We start from the raw sequence: 19158 nt of genomic DNA, 5'->3' as shown, positions 1-19158 counted from the left end.
CATCATCATCGGAACGTCGGTCACGCTGCGACCTTCCCGGCCTTGGCCTTCGCCTTCAGCCATTTGTGCATCGTCGCGGCGACGTCGCGACCGTCGCGGATCGCCCACACCACCAGGCTCGCGCCGCGGACGATGTCGCCCGCCGCAAAGACACCGTCGAGGCTGGTCATCAGCGTCTTGCCGTCGACCAGCACCGTGCCCCAGCGGCTGACGCCGAGTTCGGGCGCGCCGAACAGCGCGGGCAGGTCCTCGGCATCGAAGCCCAATGCCTTCACCACCAGATCCGCCTTGAGCGTGAAGTCGCCGCTCGGGTCCGGCTCCGGCGCGCGGCGGCCGCTCGCATCGGGGGCACCGAGCCGCATCTTGCGCGCGCGGACCGTGCCGTCGCTGTCGAACGCGGCGGGGGCGGAGAGCCAGACGAACTCGGCGCCCTCCTCCTCGGCGTTGGTCACCTCGCGCTGGCTGCCGGGCATGTTGGTGCGGTCGCGACGGTACAGACACTTCACCGATGCCGCGCCCTGGCGGATCGCGGTGCGGACGCAGTCCATCGCGGTGTCGCCGCCGCCGATCACGACGACATGCTTGCCCTCGGCATTGAGCGTGCCACCGTCGAACGCCGGCACGGCATCGCCGAAGCCCTTGCGGTTCGACGCGATCAGATAGTCGAGCGCCGCGACGACGCGCGCGTCGTCCCCGCCCGCGACGTCGAGCGCGCGCGCCTTGTAGACGCCGGTCGCGATCAGCACCGCATCATGCTGCTGGCGCAAGGCGTCGAGGCTCGCCTGTTCGCCGACGCTGAAGCCTTCGTGGAAGACGATTCCGCCCGCCTTCAGCCGCTCGACGCGGCGCATGACGACGGGCTTTTCCAGCTTGAAGCCGGGGATGCCATAGGTCAGCAGCCCGCCGGCGCGGTCGTGGCGGTCGTAGACGTGGACGTCATAGCCGTGGCCGCGCAGATATTCCGCCGCGGTCATGCCCGCGGGTCCGGCGCCGATCACCGCGACCGACTGGCCGCGCGCCGGCCCGGCGACGAGCGGCTCGACCCAGCCCTCTTCCCAGGCGGTGTCGGTGATGAACTTCTCGACCGACCCGATCGTCACCGCGCCGTGGCCGGTGAATTCGATCACGCAATTGCCCTCGCACAGCCGGTCCTGCGGGCAGATGCGGCCGCAGATCTCGGGCATCGTCGAGGTCGCGTTGCTCAGCTCATAGGCCTCGCGCAGCCGGCCCTCGGCGGTGAGGCGCAGCCAGTCGGGGATATGGTTGTGGAGCGGGCAATGGACCGAGCAATAGGGCACGCCGCATTGCGAGCAGCGTCCGGCCTGATCCTCCGCCGCCGGCGGCGCATAGCGCGCGGCGATCTCGGCGAAGTCCTCCGCGCGGATATCCGCCTCGCGCTTGGCCGGATAGGCCTGCGGGCGGCCAACGAACTTGAGCATCGAATCGTGCGCCATGGGGCCTCCTCCCCTCGCCGCTACGAAGGTGAAGGCGCCATGTCACGCACAAAATAAGTATTAGGTAAGTAATGCTGTATCGGTTAGGTCGGTTTTCTTTGCGACCGCTTCGCAACAACCGTTGAAGGCCATAATTTAGGGTGTTTTTCGGCCCTATCGCATTTGCAGCGCGATCAGAGCGATGGCACCGACGATGATCCGGTACCAGGCGAAGGGCGCGAAGCCGTGGCGGCTGACGATGCCGACGAACCAGCGGATCACCACCAGCGCGACGATGAACGACACCACGAAGCCGATCGCAATGCTCAGCCATTCGCCCTCCCCCAGCGCCGCGCCCGACTTGAGCAGGTCGTAGCCGGACGCCGCCAGCATCGTCGGGATCGCGAGGAAGAACGAGAATTCCGCCGCGGCGCGCCGGTCGACGCCCAGGCTCAGCGCGCCCATGATCGTCGCGCCCGAGCGGCTGACGCCGGGGATCATCGAGATGCACTGGATCACACCGACGCCGAGCGAGGTCTTCCACGGCATCGCCTCGACCGTGTCGTAGCGCGGCTGCTTCACCATCCGCTCGATCGCGAGGATGGCGACGCCGCCGACGATCAGCGCGACCGCGACCACCGTCGGGCTTTCCAGCAAAGCCTTGACCGCCTTGTAGACGACGAGGCCGATCACCGCGGCGGGGATGAAGCCCAGCGCGATATTGCGGACGAACGCCCAGGATTTGGGCTGGCCGGCGACGAGGCCGACCGCGACGTCCCAGAACCGGCGCCAGTAGAGCACCACCACCGCCAGGATCGCGCCCAGCTGGATGACGATGTCGAACGTCGCGGTCGCCTTGTCCTGCACGCCGAGCAACGTACCGGCGAGGATGAGATGCCCGGTCGAGGAGACGGGCAGGAACTCGGTGACCCCCTCGACGATGCCGAGGAGGATGACGGTGAGGAGGTCCATGGAAGTTCCCGTGATTTAAGCAGCGAGCGTTTCGGCGCGGCGTCCGAAGCGGCCGGTCCGGCGAAAGCGGACGAGCCATTCGGGCGCGACCGCCTGCAGCGGCGTCGCCTCGACGCCGAGCGCGTCGAGCCCGGCCGCGCCCGGCGCGACGATCGTGTCGCGCTGGAGCATCAGCCACTGGTCCTTGCTGATCGGCGCGAACGGCAGGCTGGCGAGCAGCGACCCCGCCGCATCGGGCAGTTCGACGATCGAGGGCGTCTTGCCGATCGTCCGGGCGATCCAGCAGATGATCTCGCCCATGCTCATCACGTCGGGACCGCCCAGTTCGAACGTCCGGCCGGCGAAGCGCGGATCGCTCGCCTGCGCCATCGCCTCGCCGACATCGCCGGCGAACACCGGCTGGAACTTCACCGGCGCACGCAGCACCGGCACCACCGGCGACTTGCCGATCATCGCGGCGAAGCGGTTGATGAACTGGTCCTCGCGCCCGAACACGATCGACGGGCGGATGATCGCGGCACCCGGGAACGCCGCACGGACGGCCTCCTCGCCGCGGCCCTTGCTGCTGCCGTAGGCCGACGGCGCGGCGCTGTCGGCGCCGATCGCGGACATGTGAACCAGCGTCGCGACGCCCGCACCGGCCGCCGCCTCGGCGACGTGGCGCGCGCCGGCGACATGGATGCGCTCGAAATCGCCGGCGAGCACGCCCACCATGTTGATGACCACGTCCGCCCCGGCGACCGCACGCCGCACCGTGTCGGGCAGCGTCACGTCGGCGGCGACGAATTGCGTCTGGCCCAGCCCGCCCAGCGGCTTCAGGAACCAGGCGTGGCGCGGATCGCGCTCGGCGATGCGCACGCGCGCGCCGCCGCGCAGCAACGCCTGCACCACATAGCGGCCAACGAAACCGCCGCCCCCGAAGATCGTAACCAGCTTGTCCTTCATGCGCCTGCAGCCTTTTTTCGTCGCTTTCCTGACAATCCGCCCCTTGCCCGGCGAAACCCGTGTTGACAAGCGCAGCGACCGCCCCCTAAAGGCCGCCGCCTACCCCGTGCCCAGATGGCGGAATTGGTAGACGCACCAGCTTCAGGTGCTGGCGATCGCAAGGTCGTGGAGGTTCGAGTCCTCTTCTGGGCACCATTTTTCCTGCCTGCGGGTGATCCGCGGACAGTAGAGAACCCGAACATCGCTCCCCTCTGCGGGTCTCGCGCTTTCCGCTGATCTGCGGGCCGCAGCGCAGTTGCGGATCGCGACCCCAGCGAAGTCTTTTTTGCCCCCTGCCAATGGATGACGTCGCTTTGGCGATCACCTAAGGGCGGGCACGTAACCGGTTGCATCGGCGCTGGCGCAAGAGGATGGTGCCCCCCGCATGTCGACCCCTTCCTTTCGTGAACAGATCGCGCGGATGCGTGACCCCATGGCGATACCGATCGCACAGCACGATTGGGCCGCCTCGCCGCTCGGGCCGCCCGATGCGTGGCCGCAGCCGTTGCGGACGCTGGTCGGACTGATGCTGGGATCGGACCAGGCGATGGCCGTCGCCTGGGGGCCGCAGCGTACGCTGATCCATAACCAGGCCTATGCCGGCATGCTCGCGACGCGGCATCCGGCCGCGCTCGGCCTGGATGCGCGCGACGTCGACGCCGATCTCGCGCCGCTGATCGAACGCGCCTTTGCTGGCGAACCCGCCAGTCATCGCCGACCCGGCACCGCGCTCTCCTGCACCCCCGTGCGGGATGGCGACGGGAACGTCGTCGGCGCCTTCGCCTCCTGCACCCCGTCGCCCGACGCGGGCGCACGCAGCGGCGTTCGTATCGAAGAGGCGCGGCGCGAGACGGAGGAGCGCTATCGGCTGGTGGCCCGCGCCACCAACGACGCGGTCTGGGACTGGCGCATGGCCGACGGCCATGTGATCTGGAATGCGGCGCTCACCGCGCTGTTTGGCCATCCGCGGCGCGACACCGACGCCGACTGGTGGCTCGACCATATCCACCCCGACGATCGCCAGCGGGTCGGCGACAGCATCCACGCCGTCATCGACGGAGAGGCCGACGGCGACGGCGACAGCGACGGGGTCAACTGGTCCGCGGAATACCGATTCCGCCGCGCCGACGGCAGCCACGCACATGTCTTCGACCGCGGCACGGTGCTGCGCGACGAATCCGGCACCGCGGTGCGCATGATCGGCGCGATGCTCGACCTCACCGAACGCCGTCGGATGGGCGAGCGATTGCGCCAGAGCGAGGCCCGCTACCGCACGTTATTTGAATCGATCGAATCGGGCTTCTGCGTCGTCGAGGTGCGGCTGGACGCGCGCATCGACTATCGGGTGATCGAGGCGAACCCCGCCTTCCACCGCCAGACCGGCTTTCCCGAAGACGTGATCGGCCGCTGGCTGCGCGAGGCAGCGCCGGCGCTGGAGGAGGAATGGTACGAGATCTACGGCCGCGTCGCGCGCACCGGCGTGCCGGAACGGTTCGAACAGGGCTCGATCGCGCTCGGCCGTTGGTTCGACGTCTATGCCTTCCGCATCGGCGAGGCGGACGACCGCCGCGTCGCCATCCTGTTCAACGACATCTCGGCCCGGCGCAATGCCGAGGAGCAGCTGCGCCAGCTCAACGAGACGCTGGAGGCACAGGTCGCCGAACGCACCGCCGATCGCGACCGCATGTGGCGGCTGTCGACCGACATCATGCTGGTCGCGCAGTTCGACGGCACGATCACCGCGGTCAATCCGGCCTGGACCGCCCTGCTCGGCTGGCAGGAGCAGGACCTGATCGGCCATTCGTTCCTCGACCTCGTCCACCCCGACGACCGCGCCGCCACCACCGATGCGGCGGCCGCCTTGTCGGACGGGACGACGATCGGCCGCTTCGAGAACCGTTATCGCACTCGCAACGACGGCTATCGGTGGATCTCCTGGACCGCGGTGCCCGGTGCCGGCCTGATCCATGCGGTCGGCCGCGACGTCACCGCCGAACGCGAACGGCAGCTCGCGCTGGAGGCGGCGCAGGAACAGCTGCGGCAGGCACAGAAGATGGAGGCGGTGGGCCAGCTGACCGGCGGCATCGCGCATGATTTCAACAATCTGCTGACCGGGGTGATCGGCTCGCTCGACATGATGCAGCGGCGGATCGCGCGCGGCGAGCTGGACCGGATCGAACGCTACGCGACCACCGCGATGACCTCCGCCAACCGCGCCGCGGCGCTGACGCATCGTCTGCTCGCCTTCTCGCGCCGCCAGCCGCTCGATCCCAAACCGGTCAACGCCAACCGGCTGGTCACCGGTATGGAGGAGCTGCTGCGCCGGACGATCGGCGAGGCCGTGCGGCTGGAGATCGTCACCGCCGGCGGGCTGTGGCAGACGCTGTGCGATCCGCACCAGCTCGAAAGCGCGATCCTCAACCTCGCGATCAACGCGCGCGACGCGATGCCGACGGGCGGCATCCTGACGATCGAGACCTGCAACGCGCACCTCGACGGCGCCTATGCCGCCCGCCAGCGCGACGTCCGCCCCGGCCAGTACGTCTGCATCTGCGTCACCGACACCGGCACGGGCATGACGCGCGAGACGATCGAGAAGGCGTTCGAACCCTTTTTCACCACCAAGCCGATCGGTCAGGGGACCGGGCTCGGCCTGTCGATGATCTATGGCTTCGCGCGCCAGTCGGAAGGCTATGCGCGCATCTATTCCGAGCTCGGCCAGGGCAGCACGATCAAGCTCTACCTTCCGCGTCATCACGGCGCCGCCGATCAGGACGAACCCGATGCCGCCGGCCTGACGGAAGAGCATCGCGCCGAGCATGGCGAGGTGGTGCTCGTCGTCGAGGACGAAACCGCGGTGCGCGACCTCGTCGTCGAGCTGCTGCAGGAGCTCGGCTATCGCGCGATCGAGGCGAGCGACGGCCCCTCCGGGCTCCAGCTGCTGCAATCGTCGATGCACATCGACCTGCTCGTCACCGACGTCGGCCTGCCCGGGCTGAACGGACGCCAGCTGGCCGATGCCGCGCGCCAGCACCGGCCGGGGCTGAAGATCCTGTTCATGACCGGCTATGCGGAAAATGCGGCGGTCGCCAACGGCTTCCTCGATCCGGGCATGGAGATGATAACCAAGCCCTTCGCGATCGACGCACTGGCGACCCGCATCCGCGACATCATCGGCACCGAGGGATGAGGGACGCCGGCGCCTGAACCGGTTCTCCAGTCATTGCTGAATAACATAAGCTGTTCGCGCAGAGGCGCAGAGGACGCGGAGGTGTTGCCCTCGCCTCATCCACGGCCCTCCCATCACGCCGTCGTGATGACAGGGCCACGCTTCCCCATACGGGACACCTCCGCGTCCTCCGCGCCTCGGCGCGAACCAGACCGTCGATCCGATCTACCCCGCCATATCCTCCAGCTCGCGCCCGCGGGTTTCGTTGACCATCGCCCTCACGAAGAAGAACGACACCGCCGCGAAGAAGGCATAGCCGAAATAGGTCGCCGACAGCCCCGGCGACACCGCCAGCGCCGGGAAGCTGACCGAGATAGCGGCATTGGCGATCCACTGCGCGAAGCCCGACACCGCCAGCCCCGATCCGCGGATCTGGTTGGGGAACATCTCGCCCAGCATCACCCACATCACCGGGCCCCAGCTGGCGTTGAAGAAGATGACGTACAGATTGGCCGCGACCAGCGCGAGGATGCCGTTGTTGCCCGGCAGCGACACCGCACCCGCCGCATCGGTGACCGCGGTTGAAAAGGCATAGGCGACCACCGCCAGCGTCACCGCCATCCCCGCCGATCCGACCAGCAGCAGCGGCTTGCGGCCGATCCGGTCGACCGTCAGGATCGTGAACAGGCACGCCGCGATCGACAGCACGCCCGACAGGATGTTGATCTGCAACGCATTGTCTTCGGTGAAGCCGACCGCCTCCCACAGCACCGCCCCATAATAGAAGACGACGTTGATGCCGACGAACTGCTGGAACACGGCAAGGCCGATCCCCGCCCACAGGATCGGGCGGATCTTGCCCGTCGTCTTGTCGCGCAGGTCGGACAGCCTGGGCTTATGGTGATCCGCGGCGAGGCTGCGGCGGATCTCGCCGACCTTGCGGTCCGCCTCCGCGCTGCCGAACAGGCGGGTGAGCACCACATGCGCCTCGGCATCGCGGCCCTTGGCGACGAGGAAGCGCGGGCTTTCCGGGATCACCAGCAGCGCGACGAGATAGATCGCCGCCGGGATCGCCTGCAGCCAGAACATCCAGCGCCACGCCGGAAAGCCGAGCCAGAAGTCCGCCGTCGATCCGCCGGCATAGCGCGCGAGCGCGAAGTTCGCGACGAACGCGCCGGTCAGGCCGGTGATGATCATCACCTGCTGCACGCTCGACAGCCGGCCGCGGATCGAGGCGGGGGTGACTTCGGAGATATAGACGGGAGAGATCACGCTCGCCGCGCCGACGCCGAGGCCGCCGATGATGCGTGCGATGATGAAGACGACCGATCCGTTGGCGGCGCCCGCCAGCACCGCGCTGACGAGGAACAGGAAGGCGGCGATCATCATCACGTTGCGCCGCCCGATCGCATCGGCCAGCCGCCCCGCCCCGAACGCGCCGATCGCCGATCCGACCAGGATCGCGCCGACGTTGACGCCGATGCCCAGCCGGCCGAGGTCGAACGCCGCCTCCAGCCCCTTCTGGGTGCCGTTGATAACCCCCGAATCATAGCCGAACATGAAACCGCCGATCGTGGCGACCGCGACGATCGCCGCGATGAAACCGTGATTGGTGGCGGTGCCCCCCGCCGCGCGCGCGCTGTCCGTCATCGTCTCTCCTCCACCGGCGGGCGCCGGCCGGCGCGTGTCGAACCGCGGGCGAGCCTGTTCGCCGGCGATGGACCGCACCTTATTCTGGTAACGCTATCACCATCCGGCCCCGCGTCAAGCGGCGTGCGCGGGTGGGGCGGCGCTCAGCGCGCGCGCGGCCGGCGCCGTGGCGGCGCGTCCGACTGGCGGCGGATCAGCGTGTAGTCGAGCACCTGCTGCTGCGGCATGCCCTCGCCGCCCTTCTGCCGGCGCAGCGTGCCGACGAGCAGCTCGACCGCGGCGCGCGCCATGTCGGCGATCGGCTGGTGGATCGTGGTCAGTTCCGGCCAGATCGCGGTCGACAGCGTCGTGTCGTCAAACCCGCACACCGTCAGGTCGCCCGGCACGTCGAGCCCGCGGCGATGCGCCACCGCCACCGTCGCCGCCGCCATGTCGTCGTTGGACGAGAAGATCGCGGTCGGCGGATCGTCCTGTTCGAGCAGTTGCTCGGCGGCATCGAGGCCGGAGAGATAGGTGAACAATCCGTCGACGATCAGGGCCGGATCGACCGGGATGTCGGCGGCGGTCAGCGCCTCGCGATAGCCTTCAAGGCGCTGGTCGCTGGCGGACAGGTTCGGATTGCCCTTGATGAAGCCGATGCGGCGATGGCCCAGGTCCATGATATGCCGCGTCATCGTCGCCGCCGCCTCGCGGTCGTCGATGCGAATCGCGAGCTGGCTCGCGGCGGGCAGGCCAGTCGCCACCGCGATCGTCGGCACGTTCGCCGCGGCGAGCAGCGCGAGCAGCGCCGGGGCCTCGCACAGCGGCGGCGGCAGGATGATGCCGTCGATGCCGCCGTCGACCAGATGCTGCGCGACCTCCAGCTCATGGTCGCCGAGATCGCATTTCTCGACGACGATCTGCACGTCGCTGCGGCTCGCCTGATCGAGGCTGCCGAGCAGGAATTCGCTGAGGAAGCCGGCGCTGGGGTTGCTGTAGAGCAGGCCGATCCGCGCCGGCCCCGCCCCCGCCAGGCTGCGCGCCGCCGGATTGGGCGCGTAATTGAGCGCGCTGATCGCCGCATTCACCGCCTCGCGCGTCGTCGGACGCACGTTGGTCTCGCCGTTGATGACGCGCGACACGGTCATCGGCGACACGCCCGCGCGCCGCGCCACGTCGCTGATCGTCGGGGCGGACCCCGAGCGGCGGGAGGAACGGGGCGGGGCGGCGGTGGGTGGGCGCATGCGGCGGGTCGGCCAATCCGGAGAGGAAACCGGACAGGCATGGACGCAAGCGGCAGGCGGAGCAAGAGCGCCCCCGTACCGCATATGCCTTGCGCGCCGGCAAACGTCGTCATATGGTAGCGCTATCTAAACCGCATCGGCGGTAACGCAGGCCTCGCCAGAAGGCCGTCGGACAGGAAGGATGACGGGCCATGCCCCACCATATGACGCTGTGCCTGGCGATCGCCGCCCTCGCGGCCGGCGCCGCAGGCGCCCACGAGCCGCGCAGTCCCGATGACCGACGGTATCGCTCGCAACCGCCGGTCGCGACCATCCCCGGCGCGCTCGCTCCGTTCGCCAACTGATGTTCCTCGGCATCGATATCGGCACGTCCGGCGTGAAGGCAGTGGTGCTCGACACCGCCGGCACCGTCGTCGGGCAAGCCACCGCCGCGCTGACCGTGCAGCGCCCCCGTCCAGGCTGGTCGGAACAGGACCCCGACGCCTGGTGGGATGCGACCAGCGCCGCCGTGCAGGGGATCGATCCCGCGATACGGCGGCAGGTGCGCGGCATCGGCCTTGCCGGGCAGATGCACGGCGCGACGCTGCTCGGCGCGGACGACCGGCCGCTGCGCCCCGCGATCCTGTGGAACGACGGCCGCTCCGCCGCCGAATGCGCGGAGCTGGAGGCGACGACGCCAGCCTTTCACGCGATCGGCGGCAACCTCGTCATGCCGGGCTTCACCGCGCCCAAGCTGCAATGGGTCCGCCATCACGAACCACACGTATTCAATGCCATCGCCACCGTGCTGCTGCCCAAGGATTACGTCCGGCTGCGGATGACCGGCGACAAGGCGTCAGACGTGTCGGATTCCGCCGGCACGCTGTGGCTCGACGTCGCGAAACGCCGGTGGAGCGACACGCTGCTTGCCGCCACCGGCCTCGGCGAGGAACAGATGCCGCGGCTGGTCGAGGGCAGCGCCGCGACCGATCGCCTGCGCCCCGACGTAGCCGCCGACTGGGGGATGGACCAGGTCCCCGTAGCGGGCGGCGGCGGCGACAATGCTGCGGGCGCGGCCGGCGTCGGCGCGGTGCGCGACGGCGATGCCCTGTTGTCGCTCGGCACGTCGGGGGTGATCTTCGTCGCCACCGACGGCTTCCGCCCCAATGTCGCCGGCGCGGTCCACGCCTTCTGCCATTGCGTGCCGGCAATGTGGCACCAGATGGCGGTCCACCTCTCCGCCGCCGCCTGTATCGACTGGGTCGCGCGGCTCACCGGCGCGAACGGCGCCGCCGACCTGTTCGCGCGGGCCGAGCGCGCCGGCCCGGCCTCCGGTCCCGAACTCTTCCTCCCCTATCTGTCCGGCGAACGCACCCCGCACAACGATGCGCAGGTGCGCGGCGCCTTCCTCCGCCTCGACAACGACAGCGGCCCCGATGCCCTCGCGCAGGCGGTGCTGGAGGGGGTCGGCTTCGCGCTTGCCGACGGCCTCAGCGTCGTCCGCGACGCCGGCACGACGGTCGAGCGGCTGTCGGTGATCGGCGGCGGCGCCCGCTCGCGCTATTGGGGCGAAACGCTCGCCGCCGCGATGAACGTCGAGCTCGTCTATCTGAAGGGCGGCGAGGTCGGCCCCGCGCTCGGCGCCGCCCGGCTCGCGCAGATCGCGGTCGACGGCGGCACCCCCGCCGACGTCTGCCAGCCGCCGCCGGTCAGCCACGTCATCGCCCCCGATCCGGCGCTCGTCGACCGCCTCGCCCCCAAATACGCCGCCTTCCGCGACGCCTATCCCCGCATAAGGACCCTCTAGATGGCCGACTTCTTCGCCGACATTCCGCAAATCCGCTACGAAGGGCCGGACAGCGACAACGACCTCGCCTATCGCTTCTACGACAAGGACTGTGTCGTCCTCGGCAAGACGATGGCCGAGCATCTGCGCTTCGCCGCCTGTTTCTGGCATAGCTTCTGCTGGCCGGGCAGCGACGTGTTCGGCGGCGGCACCTTCGACCGGCCGTGGCATCGCGGTGCCAACGACGACGCCGCCGCGGCGCAGAAACGCGAGGTCGCGTTCGATTTCTTCTCGAAGCTCGACGTGCCTTATTACTGCTTCCACGACGTCGACGTGATGGCCGATGCCGGCAATGTCGCCGAACACCGCCGTTCGTTCGCCGAGGCGGTCGACCACCTCGAGCGGTTGCAGGCGGCATCGGGCCGCAAATTGCTGTGGGGCACCGCCAACCTATTCAGCCACCCCCGTTTCGCCGCCGGCGGCGCGACCAACCCCGATCCGGAGGTGTTCGCGTTCGGTGCGATGCAGGTCCGCGACGCGCTGGAGGCGACGCACCGGCTCGGCGGCCAGAACTACGTGCTGTGGGGCGGCCGCGAAGGCTATGAGACGTTGCTCAACACCGACATGAAGCGCGAGCTCGACAATCTCGGCCGCTTCCTCAGCCTCGTGGTCGAACACAAGCACAGGATCGGCTTCACCGGCACGATCCTGATCGAACCCAAGCCGCATGAGCCGACCAAACACCAATACGACTTCGACACCGCGACCGTGTACGGCTTCCTCAAGCGTTACGGCCTCGAGAACGAGGTGCGCGTCAACATCGAGGCGAACCACGCCACGCTGTCGGGCCACACGTTCGAGCATGAGATCGCAACCGCGAGCGCGCTCGGCATCTTCGGTTCGATCGACGCCAATCGCGGCGATCCGCAGAACGGCTGGGATACCGACCAATTCCCGAACTCGGTCGAGGAGATGACGCTGGTGATGCTGGAGATTCTGCGCGCGGGCGGCTTCACCACCGGCGGGTTCAACTTCGATGCCAAGGTGCGCCGCCAGTCGATCGACGCGGTCGACCTGTTCCACGGTCATATCGGCGGCATGGACGTGGTGGCGAAGGGGCTGCTCAACGCCGCCGCGCTGATCGAGGACGGGCGGCTCGATGCGGCCCGGACCGAACGCTATGCCGGCTGGACCGGCGACTTCGGCAGCGCGATCGCCGACCTCGACCTCGCCGGCATCGCCGATCTCGCCGTCGCACGCGCGATCGATCCGAAGCCGCGTTCGGGCCGGCAGGAGCGGCTGGAGAATCTCGTCAACCGCTTCGTCTGACCGATCCGGACGGCGGTGCCGGTCGACGCTAGCGGAACAGCGTCACCGGCACCGCGTCGGCCATCGCGCGATAGCCGGCGGCACCGGGGTGCAGGCCGTCGCCGCTGTCATAGGCGGGGGCGAGATAGGCTGGGCGGGCCGGATCGCGCAGCGCCGCGTCGAAATCGATCACCGCATCGAAATGTCCGGGGGTGCGGATCCAGGCGTTGATCGCTTGGCGCATCCGCTCCGACGCCGCATCGGGATGGTAATAGCGGTTCGCCATGAACGGCAGGATCGTACCGCCATAGACCCGGATCCCGCGCTGGTGCGCCCGCGCGACCATCTGCGCATAGCCCGCCGTCACCTGCGCGATCAGCGCATCCTGTTCGGCCACCCGTGCCGGGGCGTCGCGCTGCAGCACGCCGACGTCGTTGATCCCCTCCAGCAGCACGACATGGCCGACGCCCGCCTGCGACAGCACGTCGCGTTCGAAGCGGGCGAGCGCGTTCGGCCCGGTGCCGTCGCGCAGGATGCGGTTGCCGCTGATCCCCTGATTGACGACCGCCCGGCGGCCGCCCAGCCTGCGCGCGAGCGCGTCGGTCCAGCGCTCGTTCGAATCGATCGCCACGCCATGGCCGTCGGTGATCGAATCGCCGAACGCGACGATCCCGCGCACGCTGCCGCATCGGCGCACCTCGATACCGCCGACGAAGAACCAGTGCGGCGTCGTATCCGCACCCGGCAGCGCGGTATCGGCGACATGCGCGCCCTTCGCCAGATACGACGTAGCGCGCGATCCGGGATGGCCGGTCTGCCCCTCGGGGTCCTCGGGCAGATGCAGGCTGACCGCCAGATCGGCGAAGGCGGCGACCGGCAGCGAGACCGGATCGCTCCACCAGTCCGCGCCCGCGGGGACCAGCACGTCGGCGCGCCCGGCGAAGGTCAGCGCGTGGTTGCTGCCCGGCACCAGCGCCGCGGCGGTGTTCGTCGCGACCCGGCCGATCGCGGCGCCGTCGATGCGCAGCGGCGCGCGGCCGAAGGCGTTGGACAGCCGCACCCGCACGCTGTCGCCGCCAACGCTGACCCGCATCACCTGCCGCAGCGTCGCATCGGCGAGCCGACCGGCGGGCAAGGTCGAGTCGGCCCCCGGCTGCATCACCGACGTTCCCCAGCTCGCCTGCCACGGACAGGCGGCGGCCGGTGCGGGGGCCGGTGCGGCGGCGAGCAACAGGGCGGGCAACAGCGACGACAGCATGCGCGGATCCTTCCGGGGAACGGACACCCTTCTGGATGCCCCGCCCCCCGGCGCGCAAGCGGTTATGGCGTCGCTAGCCGCGCAGCCAGTCGCGCAGCAATTGCGTCACCTCGCCCGGCCGCTCCATCGGCGACAGATGCCCGCAGGACCGCAGCATATGGAAATGTGCGTGCGGGATCAGCTTCGCCAACGCCAGCGCATCGTCGGGCGTGCAGATCCGGTCGCGATCGCCGACCGCGACCAGCGTCGGCACGCGAATCGCCGCGATCGCCTCGGCGATGTCGGGACGGGCGAGCAGGGCGCGTTGCTGGCGGGCGAAGACGGCGGGGCCGACGCGCTCCGCCATCGCCGCCGCCGGGCCGCTGACGATCGCCGACAGCTGCGGATCGGCATGCGGCGCGGTCGCGATCGATCCCTGATCGCCGACCGAGCGCGTCCGCGCCTCCATCGACGCGCGCGTGCCGAACAGCGCGATGCGCGTCACCCGCGCCGGCGCCTGCCGCAGCAATTCGAGCGCGACGTACCCGCCCAGGCTGACGCCCGCGACCGCGAAGCGCGGCGGCGCATCGGCGAGCACCCGTGCCGCCATCGCCGCGATCGTCGCATCCTGCGACAGGTCGCCGAACTCGGGCTCGGCTACGTCGCCCAGATCCATGATCTGCCGCGCCCATAATTGCCCGTCGCAGCCCATCGCGGGTAGCAGCATCAACGGCGCGCGCGGGTGATCCGCGTGGCTTCTGCGAAGCGCCGCCACGCTCAGCCCGCCACGAACGGAAAGGCGAGCGCGATCATGCCGACCAGCGTCATCACGACGCACACCAGCGTGGCGGGCAGCAGCGTGAACCTCTGATGATCGGCCAGGTCGATGCCAGCGAGGCTGACCAGCAGATAGGTCGAGGGAACCAGCGGGCTGAGCAGATGCACCGGCTGCCCCATCAGCGACGCACGCGCGATCGCCATCGGCGACACGCCGTAATGCGCGCCCGCCTCCGCCAGGATCGGCAGCATCCCGAAATAGAAGGCGTCATTGGAGATGAAGAAGGTGAAGGGCAGGCTGAGCGCGGCGGTGATCGGCGCCATATACGGCCCCAGCGCCGGCGGGATCATGCCGACCACCTCCTTGCTCATCGCCTCGACCATGCCGGTGCCGCCGAGGATGCCGGTGAAGATGCCCGCGGCGAAGATCAGCGACACGACCGACAGCACGTTGCCGGCATGCGCGGCGATCCGCTCCTTCTGTTCGGCGACGCCGGGATAGTTGACGATCATCGCGATCGCGAAGGCGATCATCATCAGCACCGACAGCGGCAGCAGCCCCCAGACCAGCAGCGTCAGCAGCGTCAGCACCAGCAGCCCGTTGAACCAGATCAGCCGCGGCCGCCGCGCCTCGGGATATTGCGACACGGCCATGCCGGTGAACTCCGCCTCCTCGCGCGTCTCGACCGTACCGATGCGCGCGCGCTCCTTGCGGCCGAACCACACGGCGAGCGCGAGCAGGCCGGCGAGCCCTGCGATCATGCCGGGGATCAGCGGCAGGAACAGCGTCGCGGGATCGAGCTTCAGCGCGCTCGCCGCGCGCGCGGTCGGTCCGCCCCATGGCGTCAGGTTCATGATGCCGCTGGTCGCCATCAACAGGCAGCACAGGTACAGCCGGTTCATGTCGTAGCGCTTGTAAAGCGGCAGAAGCGCGGCGATCGTAATGATATAGGTCGTCGATCCGTCGCCATCGAGGCTGACCAGCGCGCACAGCACCACCGTCCCCAGCAGGATGCGGGTCGGGTCGCCATGGACCAGCTGGATGAGCTTGCCGACCAGCGGATCGAACAATCCGGTATCGGTCATCGTCGAGAAGAACAGGATCGCGAACAGCAGCATCACGCCGGTCGGCGCGAGGTTCTTGATCCCGTCGATCATCATGTCGCCCAGGCCCGCGGCCTGGCCGGCGACGATGCCGAAGATCGTCGGGATGACGATCAGCGCGACCAGCGGCGTCATCCGCCGGGTCATGATGAGCGTCATGAAGGTGGCCACCATCAGGAAGCCGAGCAGCGCCAGATTCATGGGCGTTAGGTCCTCGAGGTCGGAAAGGTCAGAAGGTGACGGCGACGCGGGCGCTGACGGTCTCGCCGTCGTCGCTGCCGGTCACCGCGCCGCTGCGGTTGTCGGTGTTCCAGTGGATCGCGTTGACCTGGAACCGGGTGAAGCTGTTGAGATACCAATTGACGCCCAGCGTCCCCGCCCAGCCCTCGCCGCCGGTGACGAGATCGGTGTAATCGAGGCTCTCGTAGCGCGCGGTCAGCTCGATCGCGCCGGGACCGCCGTCGAAGGTGGGCTTGAGCACCTTGGGCTGGCCGAAGCTGCCGAGCCGGGGATTGTACGGCGGCAGGTCGCCGGTGAGGAAGAACCCGCCCGACAGGCTCCACGCCTTGCTGGTGAAATCGGGACGGCCGGCATCGAGCCGCGCGTCGCGCCGGCCCGCCTCCGCCATCACCCACGCCGGCCCGCGATAGCCGCCGAATTCGAGGCCGTAGCCGGTCGTGCCGGTGCCGCCGAGCAGCGGCCCGGTCGATACCCGCAGACCACCGTTGAACCGCCCGCCGATCACCGTGTTGCGGGTGAGCGTGGTTGCCGCGGACGACAGGCTCTCATCGAAGCCCCAGAGGCCCAGATGGAGGACCGTGTCCTCGGTCTTGACCGGATTCCAGTGCGCGCGGCCCAGGATCGTCCGCCCGTCGCTGACCGCCTGCGTGCCGTCGACGCGGTCGCCGGTGACGGTCAGCGAGGCGTGGCCGGTCTTCCAGAACAGCCGCGGCATGATGCCGATACCGTAGAAGCCACGCTGCGGGATAATTGCGGTGGCGACCGTGGTGCGCTCGAGGAACGGCGTCGAATCCGACCCCGTCGACCCTTCGAAGCCGCGGTCGTTGAACAGGTGGCCGGCGCGCACGTCATAGTCGAGGCCCGGCCTGATCCGGTCGCGCCAGCCCATGAAGGCGGTGACGACGTCGACCTCGTTCTCCGAGAAATCCGCCTCCATCTGGTAGAAGAAATGCGTGCCGACCCCGCCTTCGAGGCCGAGGCGCAGCGCGCGCATCCCGGTGGTCGTCAGGTTGCGGCTGTCGGACTTCGACCCGAAGGTGCTGCTGACGTCGGCAAGGATGCGGCCGCGCGGCTTGAACGTGTAGACGCCGTCCGCGGAGTGGAACACGGGCAGCCCCGATCCCCATTCGGTGGTGATCCCCGACGGATTGTCGCGCGCCGCCAGCGCCTGCGTCACGTCGCGGTCGGCGGGCCCGGGCGGCACCAGCTGCGGCGCGAACGGCACGGTCCGCCGCGGCTCGGCCTGCGCGACCTGCGCCGGGGTGGGTGCAGGCGTGGGCGTGGGGGCTGCAGCCGCCACCGTCTGCTGCCCCTCCAGCCGGTCGAGCCGCGCCTTCAGCGCCGCGATCTCCGCCGCCTGCGCGCGGACAAGTTCGGCGAGGTCGGACGGGACGGGCGTCTGCGCGAGCGCAGGCGTGGCGATGACGAGCGCCAACAGGGCGCTCCCGGTACGCAGGATCATGGGGTCGGGGCTCCGGCAAGGATGGCCTGCCAGTCGCGCAGGAAGCGCTGGCGGGTGATGCGGTCGAGGTGGACGAGCAATTGCGGCCCGACGCGGATCGGGCGTGCTTGCGCCGCGGGCAGCCGCCGCGCCGGCACGTCGGTGCGCACCGGCCACAGGCTGCGCGCGGCGAGCAGGCTCTGGCCACGCCGCGACAGCAGGAAATCGAGGAACAGCCGCGCGCTCGCCGGCGCCCGCGCATCGCGCGCGATAAAGGCGATGCGCGAGGTGACGATGGTGAAATCCGCGGGCAGCACGACGCCCAGGCGAGGATCACGCTTCGCCTGTTCCAGCGCATAGGATCCGATGACGTTATAGGCGATCGCCTGCTTCCCCGCGGCGACCGCGGCGAGCATCGGTTCGGTGTTCGCCTGCAGCACCGGCCGGGTCGCGGCGATCGCGCGCAGCAGCGCACGGCTGTCGCGGGTGATCGCCATGTCCTGCGCCAGATAAAGATAGCCGACGTTGGAGCGCGCGGGATCGAAGGTCGTCACCTTGCCGGTGAACGCGACGCGCCGCTGGCGCAGCATCGCCTCCAGCGCGGCATGGCTGCGCGGCATCTGCGCATCGGGGATCAGGCGCCGGTTGTAGACGATGCCGATCGGCTCGGCGGTGACGCCATAGCCCATGTTCTTCCACACCGCCTGCGGCGGCAGCGCCGGCTTTTCCGGGCTGGCATAGCTCTGCGCATAGCCGTCGTTGATGAGCTTGACCTGCAATGCCATCGCCGACGACCAGACGAGGTCGGCGGAGGGGCGCTTCGCCCGCGTTTCGGTGACCAGCCGGCGATAGATGTCGAGCGAGCCGAGATCGGCGTAGCGCACCGCGATCCCCGGATAGGCACGGCGGAAGGCGGCGACGACGCCGACCAGTTCGGCGCGATCGGCATTGCCGTAGATGGTGAGCCCGCGCTCGGCCTTCGCCGTCGCGATCAACGCGTCATAGGAGCGTGGATAGCCGGCTGGACGCAACTGGGCCTGCGCTGGTACGGCGACCGTCAGCCACGTCATCGTCAGAAATAGGACAGACCTCATCCCGGCTCCTCTCGCTTTTCCGCTTCTGTGATCGGATAAGCTGCCACCGTGGGATACAAGGCGCACCTGTCAGCAACCTTTCACCGGTTTCGCCCGTGCGGATCCTGATGATCGAGGACGATGCCGCGCTCGCCCGCAGCATCGCCGCGCTGCTGCGCGCCAGCGGCCATGCGGTCGATCACACCGCCAGCGGCGAGGAAGCGCTGACGCTGGTGTCGGGCGAACCCTATGCGCTCGTCATCCTCGACGTCGGCCTGCCCGATATCGACGGCTTCACGGTGCTCGAACGGCTGCGGCGGCGCGGCGAGCGGGTGCCGGTGCTGATGCTGACCGCGCGCGACGCGCTCGACGACCGGGTGCGCGGGCTCGACCTCGGCGCCGACGACTATCTGCGCAAGCCGTTCGAACCGGTCGAGCTGGAGGCGCGGGTGCGCGCGCTCGGGCGGCGCCGCGGCGGCGATCCGGCGGCGGCAGTGACGATCGGCGCGTTGACGCTGAACCGCTCGTCGGGCCAGGCGGAGGTCGCGGGCCGCGCGCTCGACCTGCGCCGGCGCGAATGGGCGGTGCTCGACGCGCTCGCCACCCGGGCGGGACAGGTCGTACCGCGCGAGCTGCTGCTGGCGGAGGTGTTCGGCTATGACGAGCCGGTCGGCCCCAATGCGATCGAGGTCAACGTCACCCGGCTGCGCAGCAAGCTCGCCCCCGACGGCCCGCAGATCCGCACGATCCGCGGCGTCGGCTATCTGCTCGACGCCGGATGA

The 19158-nt window shown here is 69.5% G+C and carries 15 protein-coding genes and 1 tRNA gene; 6 read left to right on the top strand and 10 right to left on the bottom strand.

What is annotated here, in order from left to right; translation table 11 throughout:
* Positions 1-20: 20 nt before the first annotated feature.
* The 3 genes from AC1RTO_RS15955 to AC1RTO_RS15945 form a co-directional block, all read right to left on the bottom strand.
* The gene (locus AC1RTO_RS15955; protein WP_493161784.1) at positions 21-1454 is read right to left on the bottom strand and encodes an NAD(P)-dependent oxidoreductase; all 1434 of its coding nucleotides are present in this window, start codon (positions 1452-1454) and stop codon (positions 21-23) included.
* 153 nt (positions 1455-1607) lie between these two features.
* Entirely contained in the window at positions 1608-2405 is a 798-nt protein-coding gene (locus tag AC1RTO_RS15950) for an undecaprenyl-diphosphate phosphatase (RefSeq protein ID WP_493161783.1), read from the bottom strand.
* A 15-nt stretch (positions 2406-2420) separates the two neighbouring features.
* The gene (locus AC1RTO_RS15945) at positions 2421-3350 is read right to left on the bottom strand and encodes a complex I NDUFA9 subunit family protein (RefSeq protein WP_493161782.1); all 930 of its coding nucleotides are present in this window, start codon (positions 3348-3350) and stop codon (positions 2421-2423) included.
* A 108-nt stretch (positions 3351-3458) separates the two neighbouring features.
* Between AC1RTO_RS15945 and AC1RTO_RS15940 the strand changes: the two genes are divergently transcribed.
* Together AC1RTO_RS15940 and AC1RTO_RS15935 are read left to right on the top strand one after the other, a co-directional pair.
* Positions 3459-3545: transfer RNA gene (locus AC1RTO_RS15940), tRNA-Leu, on the top strand.
* Positions 3546-3774: 229 nt separating this feature from the next.
* Positions 3775-6579 (top strand): hybrid sensor histidine kinase/response regulator, encoded by a 2805-nt coding sequence (locus AC1RTO_RS15935; RefSeq protein ID WP_493161781.1) that lies wholly within the window; start codon positions 3775-3777, stop codon positions 6577-6579.
* A 204-nt stretch (positions 6580-6783) separates the two neighbouring features.
* Here AC1RTO_RS15935 and AC1RTO_RS15930 read toward each other — a convergent pair whose 3' ends face one another.
* Positions 6784-8208: a sugar porter family MFS transporter gene (locus tag AC1RTO_RS15930; protein WP_493161873.1), complete on the bottom strand. Its 1425-nt coding sequence runs from the start codon at positions 8206-8208 to the stop codon at positions 6784-6786.
* A 143-nt stretch (positions 8209-8351) separates the two neighbouring features.
* Positions 8352-9431: a LacI family DNA-binding transcriptional regulator gene (locus AC1RTO_RS15925; RefSeq protein ID WP_293874256.1), complete on the bottom strand. Its 1080-nt coding sequence runs from the start codon at positions 9429-9431 to the stop codon at positions 8352-8354.
* Between the two features lie 191 nt (positions 9432-9622).
* Between AC1RTO_RS15925 and AC1RTO_RS15920 the strand changes: the two genes are divergently transcribed.
* Genes AC1RTO_RS15920 through xylA form a run of 3 tightly spaced genes read left to right on the top strand, consistent with a single transcriptional unit; the run spans position 9623 to position 12525 of the window.
* The gene (locus AC1RTO_RS15920) at positions 9623-9775 is read left to right on the top strand and encodes a hypothetical protein (RefSeq protein ID WP_493161780.1); all 153 of its coding nucleotides are present in this window, start codon (positions 9623-9625) and stop codon (positions 9773-9775) included.
* Positions 9775-11217, top strand: a complete 1443-nt coding sequence (xylB, locus tag AC1RTO_RS15915) for a xylulokinase (RefSeq protein ID WP_493161779.1) — start codon at positions 9775-9777, stop codon at positions 11215-11217. Before AC1RTO_RS15920 ends, xylB begins: the two co-directional genes overlap by 1 nt.
* Complete coding sequence (gene xylA, locus AC1RTO_RS15910; RefSeq protein WP_493161778.1) at positions 11218-12525, top strand: xylose isomerase; 1308 nt, start codon at positions 11218-11220, stop codon at positions 12523-12525. It begins immediately after the preceding gene.
* Between the two features lie 28 nt (positions 12526-12553).
* On the opposite strand, the gene AC1RTO_RS15905 is transcribed toward xylA, so the two are convergent.
* The 5 genes from AC1RTO_RS15905 to AC1RTO_RS15885 form a co-directional block, all read right to left on the bottom strand.
* Positions 12554-13762, bottom strand: a complete 1209-nt coding sequence (locus tag AC1RTO_RS15905; protein ID WP_493161777.1) for an SGNH/GDSL hydrolase family protein — start codon at positions 13760-13762, stop codon at positions 12554-12556.
* 73 nt (positions 13763-13835) lie between these two features.
* On the bottom strand, positions 13836-14468 hold the full coding sequence (locus tag AC1RTO_RS15900; protein WP_493161872.1) for an alpha/beta fold hydrolase: 633 nt from the start codon (positions 14466-14468) through the stop codon (positions 13836-13838).
* A 50-nt stretch (positions 14469-14518) separates the two neighbouring features.
* The gene (locus tag AC1RTO_RS15895; protein ID WP_493161776.1) at positions 14519-15823 is read right to left on the bottom strand and encodes a CitMHS family transporter; all 1305 of its coding nucleotides are present in this window, start codon (positions 15821-15823) and stop codon (positions 14519-14521) included.
* A gap of 28 nt (positions 15824-15851) precedes the next feature.
* Entirely contained in the window at positions 15852-17324 is a 1473-nt protein-coding gene (locus tag AC1RTO_RS15890) for an OprO/OprP family phosphate-selective porin (protein ID WP_493161775.1), read from the bottom strand.
* On the bottom strand, positions 17321-18397 hold the full coding sequence (locus tag AC1RTO_RS15885; protein WP_493161774.1) for an ABC transporter substrate-binding protein: 1077 nt from the start codon (positions 18395-18397) through the stop codon (positions 17321-17323). The genes AC1RTO_RS15890 and AC1RTO_RS15885 overlap by 4 nt, the downstream gene beginning before the upstream one ends.
* Before the next feature lie 107 nt (positions 18398-18504).
* On the opposite strand from AC1RTO_RS15885, the gene AC1RTO_RS15880 reads away from it, so the two are divergent.
* Entirely contained in the window at positions 18505-19158 is a 654-nt protein-coding gene (locus AC1RTO_RS15880) for a response regulator (RefSeq protein WP_293874337.1), read from the top strand.

It is taken from the genome of Sphingomonas sp. GW821-FHT10F09 (assembly GCF_058809195.1).
This window is presented reverse-complemented; position numbering and strand designations above follow the sequence as displayed.

Coding starts and splice junctions, on each gene's coding strand:
- AC1RTO_RS15920 (WP_493161780.1), top strand. CDS start 9,623: ATGCCCCACCATATGACGCTGTGCCTGGCGATCGCCGCCCTCGCGGCC.
- AC1RTO_RS15945 (WP_493161782.1), bottom strand. CDS start 3,350: ATGAAGGACAAGCTGGTTACGATCTTCGGGGGCGGCGGTTTCGTTGGC.
- xylB (WP_493161779.1), top strand. CDS start 9,775: ATGTTCCTCGGCATCGATATCGGCACGTCCGGCGTGAAGGCAGTGGTG.
- AC1RTO_RS15880 (WP_293874337.1), top strand. CDS start 18,505: ATGATCGAGGACGATGCCGCGCTCGCCCGCAGCATCGCCGCGCTGCTG.
- AC1RTO_RS15935 (WP_493161781.1), top strand. CDS start 3,775: ATGTCGACCCCTTCCTTTCGTGAACAGATCGCGCGGATGCGTGACCCC.
- AC1RTO_RS15890 (WP_493161775.1), bottom strand. CDS start 17,324: ATGATCCTGCGTACCGGGAGCGCCCTGTTGGCGCTCGTCATCGCCACG.
- AC1RTO_RS15955 (WP_493161784.1), bottom strand. CDS start 1,454: ATGGCGCACGATTCGATGCTCAAGTTCGTTGGCCGCCCGCAGGCCTAT.
- xylA (WP_493161778.1), top strand. CDS start 11,218: ATGGCCGACTTCTTCGCCGACATTCCGCAAATCCGCTACGAAGGGCCG.
- AC1RTO_RS15900 (WP_493161872.1), bottom strand. CDS start 14,468: ATGCTGCTACCCGCGATGGGCTGCGACGGGCAATTATGGGCGCGGCAG.
- AC1RTO_RS15885 (WP_493161774.1), bottom strand. CDS start 18,397: ATGAGGTCTGTCCTATTTCTGACGATGACGTGGCTGACGGTCGCCGTA.
- AC1RTO_RS15950 (WP_493161783.1), bottom strand. CDS start 2,405: ATGGACCTCCTCACCGTCATCCTCCTCGGCATCGTCGAGGGGGTCACC.
- AC1RTO_RS15895 (WP_493161776.1), bottom strand. CDS start 15,823: ATGAATCTGGCGCTGCTCGGCTTCCTGATGGTGGCCACCTTCATGACG.
- AC1RTO_RS15930 (WP_493161873.1), bottom strand. CDS start 8,208: ATGACGGACAGCGCGCGCGCGGCGGGGGGCACCGCCACCAATCACGGT.
- AC1RTO_RS15905 (WP_493161777.1), bottom strand. CDS start 13,762: ATGCTGTCGTCGCTGTTGCCCGCCCTGTTGCTCGCCGCCGCACCGGCC.
- AC1RTO_RS15925 (WP_293874256.1), bottom strand. CDS start 9,431: ATGCGCCCACCCACCGCCGCCCCGCCCCGTTCCTCCCGCCGCTCGGGG.